Genomic DNA, 16,249 nt, shown 5'->3' with positions numbered 1-16,249 from the left:
TGAATAGAAAGCGCAGAAGTAGGTGGTTATTTGGTTTACGCACTGGCGTTATTTGTTGTCTAAAAACAAAATAACGCTATTTTTCAATGAGTTGACCTACAATTACCCGCTTAAAGCAGCATTCATTTAGCCAAAGGCCCTAGGCGGCTATCGTTGTTTGATAAAGAACAACAAATAGCAGCTTAGGGCCCTGAGAGAAATTTACTGTATTTCTGAATTAATCGATTGTTCTGAACAGGCGATTCCAGCGGATTTTATTCCAGACATTAGCTGGGTTCGGATCGAGTGACATCCAGACAAATACGGCTTTTCCCACAATGTGGTCTTCAGGAACAAAACCCCAGAAACGCGAGTCGAGCGAGTTATCGCGGTTATCGCCCATCATGAAATAATAATCCTGTTTGAAGGTGTAGGACGTAATAGGCTGCCCACCGATTTTAATACTTTTGGGTGTTACCTCAACCTTCTCGTTGCCTTCGTACAACTCAATCACAGGACCATATACGGCAATCGTCTGTTCGTTAATCTGAATAGTGGCTCCTTTTTTAGGAACAGTTAGCGGCCCAAAATTATCGTGATTCCACTTGAATGTTGGGGTTCCGTAAATACCAGCCATCATCTCGCCGGGTTTATCAGCCATTGGCTCGATACCTTTCACCCAGTCGAAACCTTTAAATTTAGTAATTACATCCTCGGTTGTATTGACCATATAACCAACCAAAGCCGATGCTTTTGTGGAATCGTTATATTCCTGAAGCGGCTGCCAGTTATAGGTTGGCTGACTTGGATCGCGGTGATCGTTTACGATGTCGTATTTGCGAAAGAAAGCATCATCTAATACCTCCGTCGTTTTCACAAAATACTTCTGCTCTGAACGGGGAGGCTTTGGGAAAGGCTTACCATTGATGAATACTTCCCGCTGACGAATTTCAAGAACGTCGCCCGGAATACCGATACAACGTTTGATATAGTTTGTTTTCAGGTCAACCGGGTAATCTATATTATCATTCAGATACTTTGGTGGTACGTTAAAAACCACTACGTCCCCGTTTTTGACATGCGTAAAACCTGGCAATCGATACGATGGCAATTGTATCGCTGTGCTGTAGGATGGAATATCTGTCCCCCAGATTTTCTGGTGTGTCAACGGAACCTGCAATGGGGTTCGTGGCGTACGGGTACCATAATGCAGTTTACTAACAAACAAAAAATCGCCAACCATCAGGCTATTTTCCATCGAGGGTGTCGGAATCGTAAAGGCTTCCATAAACAACCATCGAATAAGCGTAGCCGCTACAACAGCGAACAGAACAGAATCGAACCACTCGCGGATGGCAGATTTTTTAGGCTTGGCCGGTGGAGTATCGGCCTTCGTTTTAGTGACAGACACGTTCAATAATGATGAATTATGAATGATAAATTAGTAGTACCGAGCGATGTTCGTTCATAATCAACGAACTGAATAACGAAATTACGAAGATGCACCGGTTTTATGTGTGTGCACCATTCATAATTATCATTCATCGCTTCCCAGCAGATCGTCCATTCCGAAAATCCCTTCCCGGCCATTGAGCCATTCGGCCGCCACAACGGCACCCAGTGCAAATCCTTGTCGGCTGTGAGCGGTGTGCTTAATCTCGATCTGGTCAACCTCAGAATCATAACGAATAACGTGAGTACCGGGAACAGTCCCTTCCCGTAGTGATTCTATTTCGACCGCATCCGTCGAATCGATCAGCGACTGCGGCTGATCGCCTTCCCGATTTACCCACCGTTTTTTTGTGGGTAACTGCTCCAGAATACCTTCTGCCAGGGTAATGGCCGTACCGCTGGGAGCATCTTTCTTTTCGGTATGGTGAACTTCGGTCATCGACACCTGGTAAGAAGGGTACTGGCGCATGAACTTTGCCAGCGTCTTATTTAACCGAAAGAACAGATTCACGCCAATGCTATAGTTCGACGCGTAGAAAAAAGCCCCTTTTTTATCCCGGCAAAGCTGTTCAATTTCAGCCCGATGGCTTAACCATCCAGTCGTTCCACAAACGACCGGCCAGCCACGTTCCAGGCAATATTTAATATTTTCGAATGCCGATTCTGGTGAGCTAAACTCAATCACAACGTCAACCGCATCGGATGAAGTAGTTTCCAGCTCATCAACATTATTAGCATCAATACGCGCAGCTATTTGGTGGCCCCGGTCGAGCGCTAATTGCTCAATGGCTTTTCCCATTTTACCGTAGCCAAGAAGAAGTATATTCATAGTTTATTCGGATTCATCGCTGACAAAAGTAGGTATAAACGATGAGGGTCATTTAAAGGTAAAGGCAACTCGCACGCCCGGCACTAGTCCGGCACCAGGAATAGGTAATACGTTCGGCTGAACGCGCATTGAAATATCGTCCGACAGATCAAATGTTTTCAGATGGGCTGCTACGTTGGCTTCCACGATATTGATTCCCCATAGCGCCACCGACAGCAAGATGTTCATATCCCGATAACGACGATACAAATCATAGTATGCCTTTGCAACCGTTGTCGTTTTTACGATTTGCTCGCCAATAATAACCTGAGTGACTGGCTCAAATACCCCTTTAGAAACCTCACGCCCATACAACAACTCCCGATACCCGTTCTCCGCCTGATTGGCTAAATCGCGATACTTGACAAACAGGTACCCCATCACGCCAAAACCCGCGTAGATGAATGGGATCTTATAATATTGGCGGTTGTAGGCTTGCCCCAAACCGGGCAGCATAAGCGACCGTATCGTGGCTTTGCGGGGAACAATTCTACGAATTTCGGCTTCCTGCTTCGCCGTCAGTCGAACGGTATCAGTCGCTAGCGACGTAGAATCGTTGTCTGGTTGCAGTATTGAATTGCCGACCTTGATTCCATTACGTTCTACCGACTGCGGAATGGAATCGGACGCCGAACGTAGCTGCCGGGTCGAATCGACGGGGGCTGGTGTCGGTGCTGGCGTAATAGCAGGATTCTGTGCAAATAAAGAACTGACCGACAAGGCGAACAAGAGGACAGTAAGGAGAGAGCCTTGTTTCATACAGGAGAAACGCTCCATCCACACTTCTTCTGACCACCTGTTCACCCTTTTAAGGTAATTTAACACGGTCACGTTTGCGAATTGAGGACTTCCAGAATTTTAGCCAGCTCTTCCTGAGAAGTAAATGGAATTTTGATTTCTCCCTTATGCTTTTCGTCGGCCTTGATGGAAACTTTTGTACCAAACATCGACGACAACTTAAATTGAAGGCTCCGCATTTCCTGTTTAGGCAGGGTTACACGGCGCGACGCAACGGGTTCCAGCGTTTCTTCGGACAGATTCCGAACAGCCTCTTCTACTTTCCGAACTGACCATTCTTCGTCGATGGTTCTATTGAACAGACGAATTTGTGAGTCCGGGTTTTCGATGTTGATAATAGCCCTGGCATGGCCCATCGAAATTTTATTATCGCGCAGGGCCGCCTGAATAACCGGCGGCAGCTTCAGGAGCCGGATGTAGTTATTGACCGTAGTACGGTTTTTACCAACGCGTTCACCCAATTCTTCCTGCTTCAGGCTACATTCGGTGATAAGCCGCTGGTAGCTAAGGGCAATTTCAATAGAGTTAAGATTTTCGCGCTGAATGTTCTCGATCAGCGCCATTTCCAGCATTTGCTGGTCATTCGCTGTCCGAACATAAGCCGGGATGTGCGTCATCCCGATCAGCTTAGATGCCTGAAGCCGACGTTCACCGGAAATTAACTGGTATCGATCTTTTCCTAACTGACGAACCGTAATGGGCTGAATAATGCCCTGAACCCGAATTGATTCGGCCAGTTCATGGAGAGCTTCTTCATCAAAACGGCTACGAGGCTGAAAAGGGTTGGTCTCAATCAGCAATAAGCTGATTTCGGTCATGGTACTAATGGACTCAAACGGCGATGTTTTCGACTGCCGGTTAACCGCTTCGCTGTCGTGCAACAAGGCACCTAAGCCACGGCCCAATCCAATCATCTTCTTATTCGGTGCTTTGGTGTTCGCGTTGTCCATGCGTAAAAGATGTATGATATAGGATGTATGACTTAGTATGTATACTCCGTATAGGTAGCCATACATGCTGTATCAGACATCATACATAGTTTAAACTTCCTGCGGCATCATGCCATTTTTTGCCAGAATTTCACGGGCAAGATTTAAGTAGCTGACGGCTCCCTTACTATCGGCATCTTGTGCAAGCGCCGGAACACCAAAGCTGGGCGATTCGCTTAATCGAATATTCCGGGGAATAATGGTATTAAATACCATTTGCTGGAAATGGCTGGTTACTTCACCTACCACCTGATTCGACAACCGAACACGTAGATCATACATCGTCAGCAGGATACCTTCAATAGAGAGGTGCGTATTCAACCGCGACTGAATGATTTTGATCGTATTCAGCAGTTTACCCAGGCCTTCGAGTGCAAAATATTCGCACTGAACCGGAATAATAACTGAATCGGCAGCCGTTAAGCTATTGATCGTGATCAGCCCCAGCGACGGCGAACAGTCGATAATAATGAAATCGTACTCGTCGCGAATGCTGTCGAGCGCTTCTTTCATCTTATCTTCCCGATTCTGAAGATTGATCATCTCTATTTCAGCACCAACGAGATCGATATGAGAAGGCAATAGGTTCAGGTTTGGAAAATCCGTCTGGATAATCGCATCCTGTGGACGAACCCCTTCGACCATACACTCGTAAATACTGTTCTCGATTTCTTTAGGATTGTATCCCAGTCCAGAGGTTGAATTCGCCTGCGGATCTGCATCTACAATAAGCGTTTGAAATTCGAGGGCGGCCAAGCTGGCGGCCAAATTGATTGTTGTTGTAGTTTTACCGACGCCCCCCTTTTGGTTGGCGATAGCAATGACTTTACCCATCGGTCTGTGCGTTGCAGTCCCAAATATGCCGGATAGTTTCCACGAATCCAAGGATGTTCCACGGAATGTTTCACAAAATATATCGAATGAAATAAGGAAAGGGCGCCAGGAACAGAAGCAGGCTAGAATTCCCAATAGAACGAAACCCCTTTAAATTACCAGCTGCGGTTGCCCTGCAATGGCTATTGGCTAATGAAAGCTTGTAGCGTAACTCATTTATTCCTTATAAAGCTATTGATTAGGGAGAGAGTAATTTGATCGGGCTACTGGGCGCAATTTCACACAAAGTTAATGTTGATGGCCTATAGGAGATGTTGCATCATAGGCCAAAAGCAATTGATTAGCCTAATCAGCCTTTTTTAGATGCAACGTTTAGGCGTCTGCTTTCGGTCTATACAGACGATTAAGCATTGTGCTATTTCCCTATTTTCCTATTACATGACTATGAAAAAAGCTTTCATCCTGTTCTGCGTCCTGATTGGTGCGATTAGCTGTCAAAAAAACGAACCTGATCCTGCGGGACCGCCAACAGCCACTACGTCCAACCGAAGTGTATTGACGTATACGACCAATTTCCCGGGCACCTATGAGGTCACCGAATATGATGCGAATGGTTTACCGTCCCTGGCAAAAGTATCTGTCTTTTATCCGTTTGGCGTTGTGCCTACCGGTACGTACACCAGTTCAGTCAAGCCGGAATACGACGCTTTGTTACGTGTTAAGAAAACCACTCAGACTTTTAACGAACTGGGTCTCCAATCCTGCTGTCCGGGAAGTCCGCCTTTTGTTGACCCCGACCGGCAACTAATCAACGAATATGAGTACCAAGGCAATACGAATAATATTACCCACGAAATTGCTTATACAGTTAACGCCAAAAAAGGCGAAAAATCGGTCGTTTCCGAACGGTTTCGGACCTTCACGGAAAACGGTCTGCTCACCCAGGAAAAATTAGGTACTAAAACCTTATATGAAGCCAAGTATGATACGTATGGTAATCCGTTAACCGAAATCCTATATTCTGCAGATGGAGCACCAGTAGTTACCCGTGATTGGGACTATGTATACGATACAAATCATCGTATTTTAAGCCGACGAGTCAAAAACTCTGTTTTGTTTGAGAACAATACGTATGACAGTCAAGGGCGAATTACACGTCGGGTCACGAATATGACCGTAATGACTCCTTTCAAACCTAGCTATGATATGGGGCGATTGATTGATTATAGTTTTGACCGGCATGAGGAGCGAGATAATATGAATTTCATGTTTTTCCAGTTTACCGGCCAATGGACACAGGAGATGCCACAGGTCCTCACCTACACCTATACGGGTCAGGAGACCTTGATCACAAAAACAGACTATTTCTTGTGGAAATTGAAAACCGGTATCGATCAACCAGGTTTCGACTTTACGCAGATTCCCAAGGAGGAGCTTTCCGCGATTAAGGTAACCAAATGGTATCTCAACAAATGGAATAAGGCGAGTAAAGAAGAATTTATAAACGCTTATGTTAGTGACCAGTTGAAACCGGAACAGCGCGGTACGATCTTCTCCAGTGAGTACACCTACTCATACGATGAAAATGGGAATCTGATAGGAACCGAAGGTACACAAACCAATTTCTATGACATGACTCCCTTCAAACTCAATCCATTTACGGCTCGGTACAAAAACCTCTAAGAGACCACAGCACAGACTGCATGTTGACCACGGGCTATTCCCGTGGTCATTTTTTTAGTGGGTGGGCTGCTTCAGCCGAATAGAAAAGGACAACCCTGCCTGATAGGGTCGAATCTGTAGTTGCTCAACGGGCTGAAGCTTATTGAAGCTATAGTCAACGTATGGTCCAATGCAGAGAGTAGTACCCTGAGCCAACTCGATTAGTTTACCAACCGATGCACTGGCAAACAGAAACTGCTGAGGAGCTGATTCCAGCGAGCGAGCGTACTCCAGGCCCACATTGGCAAAAAGACGTCCCAGGACCGGATTGTTAATAACCAGTTGTTTCCTGACAACTACTCCCGCCAATTGAATGGAGAGCGCTGTCGTGGCGGGGGTTCCAAGCCGTTTTATACTATACTGATTTTTGTTTTCTTCCACGACATACCGATCCGTACTATAAGCATACGTCGAACGCATTTGAAGTTGCGTATAACTGAGCATCACCTGAAACCCTTTCTTTTCGGCGCCCACGGTTAGTTTGTAGCCAGCCGATTGGTTCAATTGGCTGGAAAACCGAACATCCTGTACTCTGGCTTCTGAATTAGGCAATAGTATTACGCGCTGTCTGGTGGTTAGGGGCACTACGTTAAGCAACCAATGCAATCCGTTCGTTTCCTCAATCACGGTCCGTTGCCGTCTCGATTTAGCCTGATAGGGACGACTTAGGGGCTGAATAGTTCTGAAAGTTGATGCTATCTGCAGATGAGTCAACGTAGGTAATACAATGGGGTTCAACAACGTAAGTTCTTCTACCGGATCTGATAACAACGAATCGGTTGTCCCTACCAAGGTTTCCTCTGCGGACGATACGTAAGCTACCGGGAGTGATGAGCCCTGGTTAATTACTACAGGCGGAGCAACTGGCGGTGTCGATTGTTTATTGGTTACCAACGTAGCAGTTTGGTAGGTACTACGGTTATTGATAACTCTGATCTTCTGAGGCTGATTATGGGAAGAAGCAAATCGCTCAGGCGCGCTACGTTCATTTTGCCCGGATTTCCCGGCTGGAACGGCTATTGAGTACGGTTTAGCCGACACCTTGGCCGTTACGATTTCAGGCAGCTTCTCCAAAGTCTGCGCTACTGACCTTTTAGCGTGACGAGCGGAACGGGATGCCGTTAACGTGTTGTCGTTTGACGAGCTGGAAACGTTTTGTTCAGAAAGAGATCGGGAGCTATTCGGCATGGCCTCTGGCCGAACAGGCGAGCGCTCTATTACCTTTCGCGTAATTGTGTTTTCTTGATTAAGGAACGGGGTTGACCGCTGCATGACGGTCCATGTAAGCGGCAAAATAAACAGTACGAGTAATAAAGCCAGCCCAGCTGTACCTATTCGTTTTCGGCGCTGCTTCGAACGTTCCTGGTCCAGTTGTTTCTGCTGCAGCGCTTTAAGGATAGCAGCATCAACGGCAGGTTTTGGCGCTACAGCATGATTCCCTAACGAATGCTGTAGGAACTTTCTCAGCGCCTTATTTAGCTCATGGTTAGAATTTTTCATGTTGTTTAACGCCTTTAAGGTCCAACTTTTTGATCAATAAATTACGTCCGCGTAAGAGCTGAGAACGAGATGTTCCTTCCGAAATACCAAGCAGCTGCGCAATTTCGGCATGGGAATAGCCATCCACAAAATAGAGATTAATCACCATTCGGTAGCCCTCTGGCAATTCATTGATGGTCTCCAGCAATACTTCTGTATGGAGCTTACTGAATAGATTCTGATAATCGTCCGACTCCCACTCCGTCTCAATATAATCCGTAGAGATGAGTTGCTTCTGCCCTTTCGTAACTTGATTGTAATAATCAATGGCATAACGGATCATGACCGTTTTAACCCAGCTATCCACAGACTCCGGCTTTTTCAAATCGCCAATCCGGTCAAAGATTTTCAGAATCCCTTCCTGGAAAATATCTTCGGCTTCGGCCTCCGTGCGGGCGTAACGCAGGCAAATGCCCATGAGTCTACCCTTGTATCGTTCATACAATTGAACCTGCGCCTGATGATCCTGCTTTTGACAGGCCTTGACGAGCTCCGTTAGTGAATTGGCCTGTTTTGAACGAAATAATTTCATCAGGTAAGCATCCGGTGAAGAGATGCCTTAAAAAGGTAAGAGTTAGGGATTGGAATGGCTAATTGGCCCGATAGATAGCATAAGCTACCTGCCCGGTTGGCCACTGAGCGCCCACCTCCCAGTTTTCAGTAATAGTTGTCGTTGCGGCTCGCTGAAAAACGTAGCGTACACTGACCAACCCATCATTATAAGTTTCAAAGGCCTGATTGGATGACTGATCAAATTGCGGATAATTGGCGCTAATCGTGGCTAATAGCGAGGCATCACCTACCTCACTGTTTGGCTTATAAACGATGGGGGCATTACTGGCGTTATAACCGACCCAATTCAGATTTCCTACCTCATCAAAAATCAAGGAAATGGTTGTCGTTGACGACGTTGATGGATAACTGGCAGTCAGCCAGTACGTAAGTTTATCCCCTGCCAGCCGGATAACCTGTCCTGACTGAAATCGTACTGCATTACTTTGTGTTGAGAAAAAAGTACGTATCCGCTGAGGTAACTCAGACAAACTAGTGACGCTATACAGCGGTAACGGATTCAGTGAGATGACTGGTTCTTTGGCTTTATCTTCCCGGTAGGTTAACCGGTACGTTATCCCTCGCAGGAAATAGGTCATGATTTTCGTTGAGCTGGTATCGGCATCCACTGCCCATAAATCCGAATAGCTTCCCCCTCGAATTGAGAGTTGGTCGGTAAGGCTTTGATAAGGAGTAAAATTATTATCCAGCTTTTTCAGGACGACCGTTACTATTCCCGTAGCATTAACCTGGGTTTGATAGGCCGTTGACTGCTGTTTAAAGGTAGCTTGCCATAACTGATCAGTGACGAGTGTAGCAAACTGTATGTCGGTTGCCTGAGGATACCTGTTTTTGATTGCCTGAGTAGCCTTAATTAAAACAGAGTCAGCGTCAGGGGGTTGTATATCATTAATGCTGTTACAGGAGAAGCTTACTACGCTGACCAGAACCACCAAAAGCCACTTCATGAAAATTAAACATTTACAGTGTATCACTATTGGGAGTATAGACTGGCTTTGCAGGTAAAAACGTTGCATGGATCACCCATACCATAGGCAAAAAAAATTCGCATCTACTTATTTGCTCGTTAACCAACGTATTCCGAAAAGTAATTTAGGAAGCTTGAAACCACTAGCAGACAGGTGAACTGAATGCTTAGATTGTCCCCGACAGCATCCTGCTGTCGAAGCCACGCCAGTGGCTTATTATGTATTTACAACTTAGCCTACGGCCTCGACAGCAGGATGCTGCCGGGGACAACCTCGTCGCTCAATACAAGTATAACATAGGGCTAATTAGAAAACAGAGCAATAACAGGTGAGTCAGAAGAACAACAGCACTACTACCTGCCACCATGATGCCTTACGGTGAATACGTTCACTAAAAAAATCAGGCCCAAACCTTTGTACCTTCCGTGCAATTGCGGCACATTTCTATCTCGGAACGGGAACGTAGTAACGTTTGCCGGAACGTATCGTAGGCGGTACCATGCCATAGATCGGTAAATGACTGTTTCTGAAGATCGCCCAGGCGGTGGTGAGCGTCTTTATCGAAGCAACAGGGAACAACCAGTCCATCCCACGTAATGACGCAGGAGTTCCACATTTTCCAGCAATGATCGCCGAAACCATTTTTAATCTGATACGTACCATCCACCTGACGTGTATAGCGACTGTATTTGTCCTGATCAGGAATAAGGTCCGACCCATGCTCATAATCGTAAATCTGGGCTGTTTTCAGACCAACTTCATCCACACCGAGTTCGCGAGCCAGTTTCTTTACCTCGGCAATCTGGTGTTCATTGGGTTTGACCACCAGAAATTGAAAAACAACGTGAGGAGTCCGGGATTTTAGCTCTTTCTTCCAGCGAATAATATTTTTTGTCCCTTCCAGCACCTTTTCCAGCTTCCCGCCTACCCGATACTGCTGATACACTTCCTGCGTAGTGCCATCAATGGAAATAATTAACCGATCCAGTCCCGACTCCACCGTTTTGCGGGCGTTGGCATCCGTCAGATAATGCGCATTGGTACTAGTCGCGGTATAAATATTACGTTCCGTTGCGTAACGAACCAACTCCAGAAATTGTGGATGTAGATACGGCTCGCCCTGAAAATAAAAAATCAGATACAGTAACGTTTCATGAAGTTCATCAATCGTTCGTTTGTAAAGTTCTTCGCCAAGCATACCCGTAGGCCGGGTAAACGATCGTAATCCACTCGGACACTCAGGGCAGCGAAGATTACAGGACGTAGTTGGTTCAAACGAGAGCGACATCGGCAGACCACGATGCGCGGATTTCCCCGTTTGTCGGGAGTTGTAGTAACTATATAGCACTTTCAACGCGTTCGATACGCGCTTAGGTGTCAGTTTAGAAGCAAAATTAAGTCCGTCGAGCAGGTTGCGATTCATGAAGTAAAGGTATACGGAAATACCATTCGCGATACGTAGTGAACCGATACGGCCTGCATTTAGCCTAATACCTGCCAGACCCGACAGCCGGCTTCATCAAAAATCAAATTATCGCTGTTAATACCGACTGCTCCCGGAATAGACTCCGGTACTACGCCAGAAAGTGAAGCAGCAAACACATAACCGGTTGGCTCCACATGCGTCCAGGCAATATAGTCCGCTCCTTTTGGATCATCCGGCGCCACCAGCCAGCGAGTTTCTTTACCGGCGATGACAGACCAGATTTTCTCTGAAAATAACCGCATACGTAGTATACTCACAAACTGCTCCGTGTTGGTTCCCCACACATAAGGTCCATGTGTTACTTTATCGGGCTGCCGGTCATCGCCGATCTGAAATACGTACAGTTTCGAATATTCTTCGTTTTCTCCACGCTCATCGTGCTGATTTCGCAGCTCGAATCCCAGACTAACGTAACTGGGCATATCGGTCAGGAAAAGCGATACGAAGTATCGGAACAGATTACCCGTCCGATAAAATTCATCGAACCGAGGATCGTCTTTATCGGCGGTTATGATTGTGAAGCTTGGCGCAAATCGGCGCGTTTGCAGATACGTATAATACTCGGCGAATCGCTCTCTGAACTCACTGGAATTAACGGGAACGGACTGTAAATCCCCAAGCGTCGATTCGGCTTCGATAGCTTCCAGATGGTCCAGCTCGTCGCCATAGCCCATTACGTCGGGCGGAGCCAGAAACGTCTCGGCAAAAAACGCAAAGTGAGCTACCCCATTGCTACGTACGTATCGTTTGATAGCCCGCAACGGATCGTAATAATGCCCAACCATATCCGGAACACCACCGGGCCGCATTTGTACGTGAGCCATATCGCCCCGCATAAAGTCGAAATTATAGGCCTGCTGGCACTCGTGAACTTTCTGATTCAGGTACGCCCAGGCATGATAGTTAGGCCGATCAAAATCGATTTCCCAGTTCTGATTATTGTCCTTTGATTCGTAGAACCGATATCGGGCCAGTGGCCCAAAAACCCGCGACATAGCCTGCGGTTCGTCAAAAGCATACTGATACCAGGTTTGGCCGTATTCATCAACAACAAAATCAGTGGGGTCGATATGAAGCCCCCGATACGGTGGTCCCATCGTCATAGGCACCGTTTCCAGACCTTGCTTGGTTAAGTGTCGAATCAAATTAATCCGGCGCTGGAGCCGCCCGCCATAATCATTGGGCTGTCCGAACAGAATGCTCAACCGCTTATCGTTGGTCAGCAGCGACAGATCAGTGGAGAAAAATACATCCTTGGCAAACGTTAAAGGCGTACCATCGGCAGCACCCGTGTATTTCAGGTGTTGCCATATAGCTTCCTCTGCGTATTTATAAACCATGCTCGAATGGTCGGCAATCACATCGCCGTCACGGCGAACCCATTCGAACAAGGACGGACAGGCCAAAACCATTTCTGAGAAGCGGTCCGTATGCGGAATAACATCCATACCAACCGTACGGCCCATAGCGTGAAGCAGATTAACAACAACCTTCAACTGCTTTTCTACTGTGTCCAGCACGGGAACGTAGCGCGCCAGTTCAACGTCGAAAAACTCAGGATTAATCTGCCAGCTTACCATGCCATACAAGCTCCCTACCACACCAGGCTCCCAGATTGGCAACAGATGAATGCTATCGTGGCAGGCCGGAAGGGTCAGTACGTAGTTGATTACCTGCCAGAACGAGCCAATTGTTCGAACGTTAATGCCCACCATATTGCTCCGTTTGATCCACTCACCGTCAGGATGGCCACTAACCGGACTAGGAATAGTTCCGGTATGGTCGAGCGCCCGACGTAGTGTTTCATTTCCCAAACGCTTGTGTAATAAGTCAAGCGTCTGATACACAGAAAACGATAAGGCGCTCGGCGGCAACAGGCTGGTAATAAAAGACGAACGACCCGATTGGTAAGCATCGGTATAGAGGGCATGATTCAGTTGCCAGTCCGCTTTCAGGTCAGTAGAGACAATCGACATGGAGCAAATGTAAAACGGTTTTCGTAGAACCAGATACCGGCGCCTAATGTATCATTAATCAGCAAAAAATAGACTATACGAACAGTATCCGGCAAGAAAACTTTTCTGCTCTTAATATGTTCAAAACTAACCTATTTATCAGCTCACCCATCCAAAGCAGCCACCATTAAAATCACAAACAAACAACTACCAATCAGCAGTTTACGTTTGCACTTTTCGATAATGGGTGGGAAACCGAACCCGAATCAGAGTCCCTTTTCCTGGTGCCGTCTCAACATCCAGGTTCGCTTCCAACATTTCACAAAGCCGCTTCACTATGTGTAGCCCAACCCCTTCTCCTTTGGACGTAGCACGGGATTTCGTTCGTGGCGCTCCCGGCGAATCATCGAGTGGTGGTATCGGTAAAACCTGACTATCAAACACCAATGCGCTATCCTGCGTGGGCTTGAGCGCCCCTACTAACGACGAAACCATAGTATCCGATAAGCCTGGTCCCGTATCCTGCACGCTGACCGTAAAACGTCGGTCGTTTTCTTTCACCCACGACAAAGACACAACACCTGTTGTTGTATACGTAAGCGCATTCATCAACAGGTTTTGAACGATCCGGCTAATTTTCTCCGCGTCGCTTTCGATCGCTATTTTTTCGGGTCCATTAACCAGAAACGGTAACCGTTGCTGCTGAGCAAATGGCTGCATACGTTCTGCCAGTTCATGTAACAGCTTACCTACGTCGAACTGACCAACTTCTACTGTTTCCTGTCCTGCTTCCAGCCGGGCTAAACTCATCAGGCTTTGCAGCATGGATTCTATGCTAGCCAGATTTCGATTCAGCATATCAATCAGTTTGGCGCGTTCTTCGGGGCTCTGATTGTCAAAATCAAGCATGAAGGCGGCTCCCTGAGCAATACCAACACTACTTCGTAAATCATGACTGGACGTACGTAACAGATCGTTCCGCTGGCGTGTCAGGTCGTTCAACTGATCGAGTGCCGACTGGAGTGTATCAGCCCGGCTGGCAGCAGCCGTTCGTTCCAGCTCATCGTAGCGGGCAGCACTGCCTTCTACAGTTTCTTCGTAAAGCGTTAACATTTTTGGATAAACCTCTACGAAGAGCTTAGGATCGGATGCAGGATATAGCTCCTGATACGTTTTTAATTCATTGGATATCTCCTCAAACAGATGTCCAATTTCTTTCAGCAACTCCCTAAGCGTATACCCTTTGTGCCAACGATGCAGCCCATGCTCGCTGGCAACTAGTATAGCTGAACTTTCTTCTTTCTGATTATGTAGGCGTTGCCCAAGAATATTCAGAATCGTAGGCACCATATCATTAAACTCTTCGCGCGAAAGATTAGATACGGTTTGTATGGTTTTATCCAGCTCACACGTTGTCCGCCAGCTATTAAGAATAGATTCTCGGCGGGCAAACAGAAAATCAGCTATAGCGGGTGGCGATTGCGCCGAAGCCAACGAATCTTTTGTCATAGCCCAAGAAGGATCGTAATCGGAATGGAATGATGGATTTTCTGATCAAACTCGTTAACTCAGCTCAACCTACCAGGTTCTAATTTGAACCAGAAAATGAGGTAACGGCCCGGCTATATGTCAAATCAAATGTCTGTGTTCAACTAATTATTTTTTCTTGTTTTCAGCCATTATCTTGCCTTTTTAACCGTTTTCTTTTCTTTATTCATCCGATGAACGTGTACTATGACAGCCAATCAATCAGCAAGGAAAATTTCAAGTATGCTACGCTATTGATTATTGAAGACAATAACGATCATTGGCAACTAATTCAGCTCGCGCTGAGCCGGTCATTACCCGAAGTAAAAGCAACCCGTGTTGCAACGCCCAATCAGGCAATAGAGTACCTCAAAAGCTGTTTTCTGCAAGGCATTGATTTGCCGAAACTTATTTTACTGGATCTCTACTTACCCACTCGCGAAGATGGCTGGGAATTGTTGCAGCAACTCAAACACAGCACCTCATCCTATAAGCATGTGCCTGTTGTTATCCTGAGCTATTCAAACGATCAGGAAGATATAGCCGATTCTTATTTTTATGGCAGCACGTCGTATATAACCAAGCCTACTAATGTAAACGACTGGGAAAGCTATATTCAGAAGCTACGTATTTACTGGTGGGAAACCGTTACGTTGCCCAACGACCGACTCGTTATTTAATAAGCGTTCCAGTGCCGTTACTACGTAAGTTAGCAGGCAGTGCGGCAAAGTTCAGCCAATACCGATAGATACGATCCACAACGTCGTCGAACGTTTCATCTGAACTTTGCCTGACCACTGAATTTGCTCCAGCCGCATAGCATGCCTCTACATCGCTGCCTGCTAATTCACGAATAAAGATAACGGTAGGAATTCGGCAGAAGAGCTTATTGCTTTTAATGCTTTCCAGGGTATTCATGGCGGCCCAGCCTACCTTACGAACATCCAGTAAGACAAGTGTAGGCAAGTCATTAGTTGCCGTTCCAATCATTTTTTCAATCAAGGACGTACCGTTATCAAAAAAACGGATTGCGTAGTGGGGCCATTTTTCGTGTATTCCCTGACTTATCTTCGTCCTACGCTTTTCATCCTGGCAAAACGCAAACAACCACTGCTTCGAGAGGGGCATGGCCTGCTCCGATTGTATCAGCTCTTCTTCCAACTGGCCATTTTCTAACTCAGGGACTTTAGTAGCCAATACGTCTTCAGGCTTTTCGTTTTGCTGCGCTACCGTCAGCAAATCAGCCAGTTCCAACCATCTCCGGCGACTAATAGGTAGCTGCTCTCCACTTTTAAGCACAATTGTACCCGGCGATTTGGCCCGTTTAGGGGGTTGTATACGCTGAATATAGGCCGGGTTAATCAGCGATGTTTTATGAATCCTGACGTAAGATGGCAGCTGACTTTCAAAATAAGTCAGTGGTTTTGAGAGTAATACCTGGGGTTCCGACAAAAAATGAACCCAAGTATAATTACTTGCCCCGGTCAGGTGGGTAATGGCAGCCGAATTGTTAACTATTTCCTGAATCTGCGTCATACTCTAGTAAAGCAATGTAGCTC

14 protein-coding genes are annotated in these 16,249 nt (G+C 46.4%); 2 read left to right on the top strand and 12 right to left on the bottom strand.

What is annotated here, in order from left to right; genetic code table 11:
• Nucleotides 1–217 precede the first annotated feature (217 nt).
• The 5 genes from lepB to GK108_RS05555 all read right to left on the bottom strand — a co-directional run bounded on the left by lepB (nt 218) and on the right by GK108_RS05555 (nt 4,920).
• Nucleotides 218–1,390 carry a signal peptidase I gene (gene lepB, locus GK108_RS05575; protein ID WP_163944168.1) on the bottom strand — a complete coding sequence of 391 codons (1,173 nt, stop codon included), beginning with the start codon at nt 1,388–1,390 and terminating at the stop codon, nt 218–220.
• A gap of 126 nt (nt 1,391–1,516) precedes the next feature.
• On the bottom strand, nt 1,517–2,260 hold the full coding sequence (gene dapB / locus GK108_RS05570; RefSeq protein WP_163944164.1) for a 4-hydroxy-tetrahydrodipicolinate reductase: 744 nt from the start codon (nt 2,258–2,260) through the stop codon (nt 1,517–1,519).
• Nucleotides 2,261–2,308: 48 nt separating this feature from the next.
• Nucleotides 2,309–3,103, bottom strand: coding sequence for a DUF5683 domain-containing protein (locus tag GK108_RS05565; protein WP_317166487.1), 795 nt, complete (start codon nt 3,101–3,103; stop codon nt 2,309–2,311).
• 23 nt (nt 3,104–3,126) lie between these two features.
• On the bottom strand, nt 3,127–4,047 hold the full coding sequence (locus GK108_RS05560; protein WP_163944161.1) for a ParB/RepB/Spo0J family partition protein: 921 nt from the start codon (nt 4,045–4,047) through the stop codon (nt 3,127–3,129).
• Between the two features lie 90 nt (nt 4,048–4,137).
• Complete coding sequence (locus GK108_RS05555; protein ID WP_163944158.1) at nt 4,138–4,920, bottom strand: ParA family protein; 783 nt, start codon at nt 4,918–4,920, stop codon at nt 4,138–4,140.
• A gap of 444 nt (nt 4,921–5,364) precedes the next feature.
• On the opposite strand from GK108_RS05555, the gene GK108_RS05550 reads away from it, so the two are divergent.
• Nucleotides 5,365–6,603 (top strand): hypothetical protein, encoded by a 1,239-nt coding sequence (locus GK108_RS05550; RefSeq protein ID WP_163944154.1) that lies wholly within the window; start codon nt 5,365–5,367, stop codon nt 6,601–6,603.
• A 54-nt stretch (nt 6,604–6,657) separates the two neighbouring features.
• Here the strand turns inward: GK108_RS05550 and GK108_RS05545 are convergent, their stop codons facing one another.
• The 6 genes from GK108_RS05545 to GK108_RS05520 form a co-directional block, all read right to left on the bottom strand.
• Nucleotides 6,658–8,142 carry a hypothetical protein gene (locus GK108_RS05545; RefSeq protein WP_163944151.1) on the bottom strand — a complete coding sequence of 495 codons (1,485 nt, stop codon included), beginning with the start codon at nt 8,140–8,142 and terminating at the stop codon, nt 6,658–6,660.
• A complete protein-coding gene (locus GK108_RS05540; protein ID WP_163944148.1) occupies nt 8,129–8,713 on the bottom strand; it encodes an RNA polymerase sigma factor in 585 nt (194 codons plus the stop codon). The genes GK108_RS05545 and GK108_RS05540 overlap by 14 nt, the downstream gene beginning before the upstream one ends.
• A gap of 58 nt (nt 8,714–8,771) precedes the next feature.
• Entirely contained in the window at nt 8,772–9,701 is a 930-nt protein-coding gene (locus GK108_RS05535) for a hypothetical protein (protein ID WP_163944145.1), read from the bottom strand.
• A 421-nt stretch (nt 9,702–10,122) separates the two neighbouring features.
• Nucleotides 10,123–11,145 carry an SPASM domain-containing protein gene (locus GK108_RS05530; RefSeq protein WP_163944142.1) on the bottom strand — a complete coding sequence of 341 codons (1,023 nt, stop codon included), beginning with the start codon at nt 11,143–11,145 and terminating at the stop codon, nt 10,123–10,125.
• A gap of 59 nt (nt 11,146–11,204) precedes the next feature.
• Nucleotides 11,205–13,184, bottom strand: coding sequence for an alpha-amylase family protein (locus tag GK108_RS05525; RefSeq protein ID WP_163944139.1), 1,980 nt, complete (start codon nt 13,182–13,184; stop codon nt 11,205–11,207).
• 201 nt (nt 13,185–13,385) lie between these two features.
• The gene (locus GK108_RS05520; RefSeq protein WP_163944137.1) at nt 13,386–14,672 is read right to left on the bottom strand and encodes a sensor histidine kinase; all 1,287 of its coding nucleotides are present in this window, start codon (nt 14,670–14,672) and stop codon (nt 13,386–13,388) included.
• 212 nt (nt 14,673–14,884) lie between these two features.
• On the opposite strand from GK108_RS05520, the gene GK108_RS05515 reads away from it, so the two are divergent.
• Entirely contained in the window at nt 14,885–15,370 is a 486-nt protein-coding gene (locus GK108_RS05515; protein WP_163944134.1) for a response regulator, read from the top strand.
• Here GK108_RS05515 and GK108_RS05510 read toward each other — a convergent pair.
• Nucleotides 15,363–16,226 carry a response regulator transcription factor gene (locus tag GK108_RS05510; RefSeq protein WP_163944131.1) on the bottom strand — a complete coding sequence of 288 codons (864 nt, stop codon included), beginning with the start codon at nt 16,224–16,226 and terminating at the stop codon, nt 15,363–15,365. The genes GK108_RS05515 and GK108_RS05510 overlap by 8 nt on opposite strands.
• Nucleotides 16,227–16,249 lie beyond the last annotated feature (23 nt).

The sequence above is a fragment of the Spirosoma terrae genome (assembly GCF_010435915.1).
GTDB classification, from domain to species: Bacteria; Bacteroidota; Bacteroidia; order Cytophagales; family Spirosomataceae; genus Spirosoma; species Spirosoma terrae.
This window is presented reverse-complemented; position numbering and strand designations above follow the sequence as displayed.

What these genes read in the sequence shown, in the direction of transcription:
- dapB (WP_163944164.1), bottom strand. Translation starts at nt 2,260, where the DNA reads ATGAATATACTTCTTCTTGGCTACGGTAAAATGGGAAAAGCCATTGAG.
- GK108_RS05560 (WP_163944161.1), bottom strand. Translation starts at nt 4,047, where the DNA reads ATGGACAACGCGAACACCAAAGCACCGAATAAGAAGATGATTGGATTG.
- GK108_RS05555 (WP_163944158.1), bottom strand. Translation starts at nt 4,920, where the DNA reads ATGGGTAAAGTCATTGCTATCGCCAACCAAAAGGGGGGCGTCGGTAAA.
- GK108_RS05550 (WP_163944154.1), top strand. Translation starts at nt 5,365, where the DNA reads ATGAAAAAAGCTTTCATCCTGTTCTGCGTCCTGATTGGTGCGATTAGC.
- GK108_RS05545 (WP_163944151.1), bottom strand. Translation starts at nt 8,142, where the DNA reads ATGAAAAATTCTAACCATGAGCTAAATAAGGCGCTGAGAAAGTTCCTA.
- GK108_RS05540 (WP_163944148.1), bottom strand. Translation starts at nt 8,713, where the DNA reads ATGAAATTATTTCGTTCAAAACAGGCCAATTCACTAACGGAGCTCGTC.
- GK108_RS05535 (WP_163944145.1), bottom strand. Translation starts at nt 9,701, where the DNA reads ATGAAGTGGCTTTTGGTGGTTCTGGTCAGCGTAGTAAGCTTCTCCTGT.
- GK108_RS05530 (WP_163944142.1), bottom strand. Translation starts at nt 11,145, where the DNA reads ATGAATCGCAACCTGCTCGACGGACTTAATTTTGCTTCTAAACTGACA.
- GK108_RS05525 (WP_163944139.1), bottom strand. Translation starts at nt 13,184, where the DNA reads ATGTCGATTGTCTCTACTGACCTGAAAGCGGACTGGCAACTGAATCAT.
- GK108_RS05520 (WP_163944137.1), bottom strand. Translation starts at nt 14,672, where the DNA reads ATGACAAAAGATTCGTTGGCTTCGGCGCAATCGCCACCCGCTATAGCT.
- GK108_RS05515 (WP_163944134.1), top strand. Translation starts at nt 14,885, where the DNA reads ATGAACGTGTACTATGACAGCCAATCAATCAGCAAGGAAAATTTCAAG.
- GK108_RS05510 (WP_163944131.1), bottom strand. Translation starts at nt 16,226, where the DNA reads ATGACGCAGATTCAGGAAATAGTTAACAATTCGGCTGCCATTACCCAC.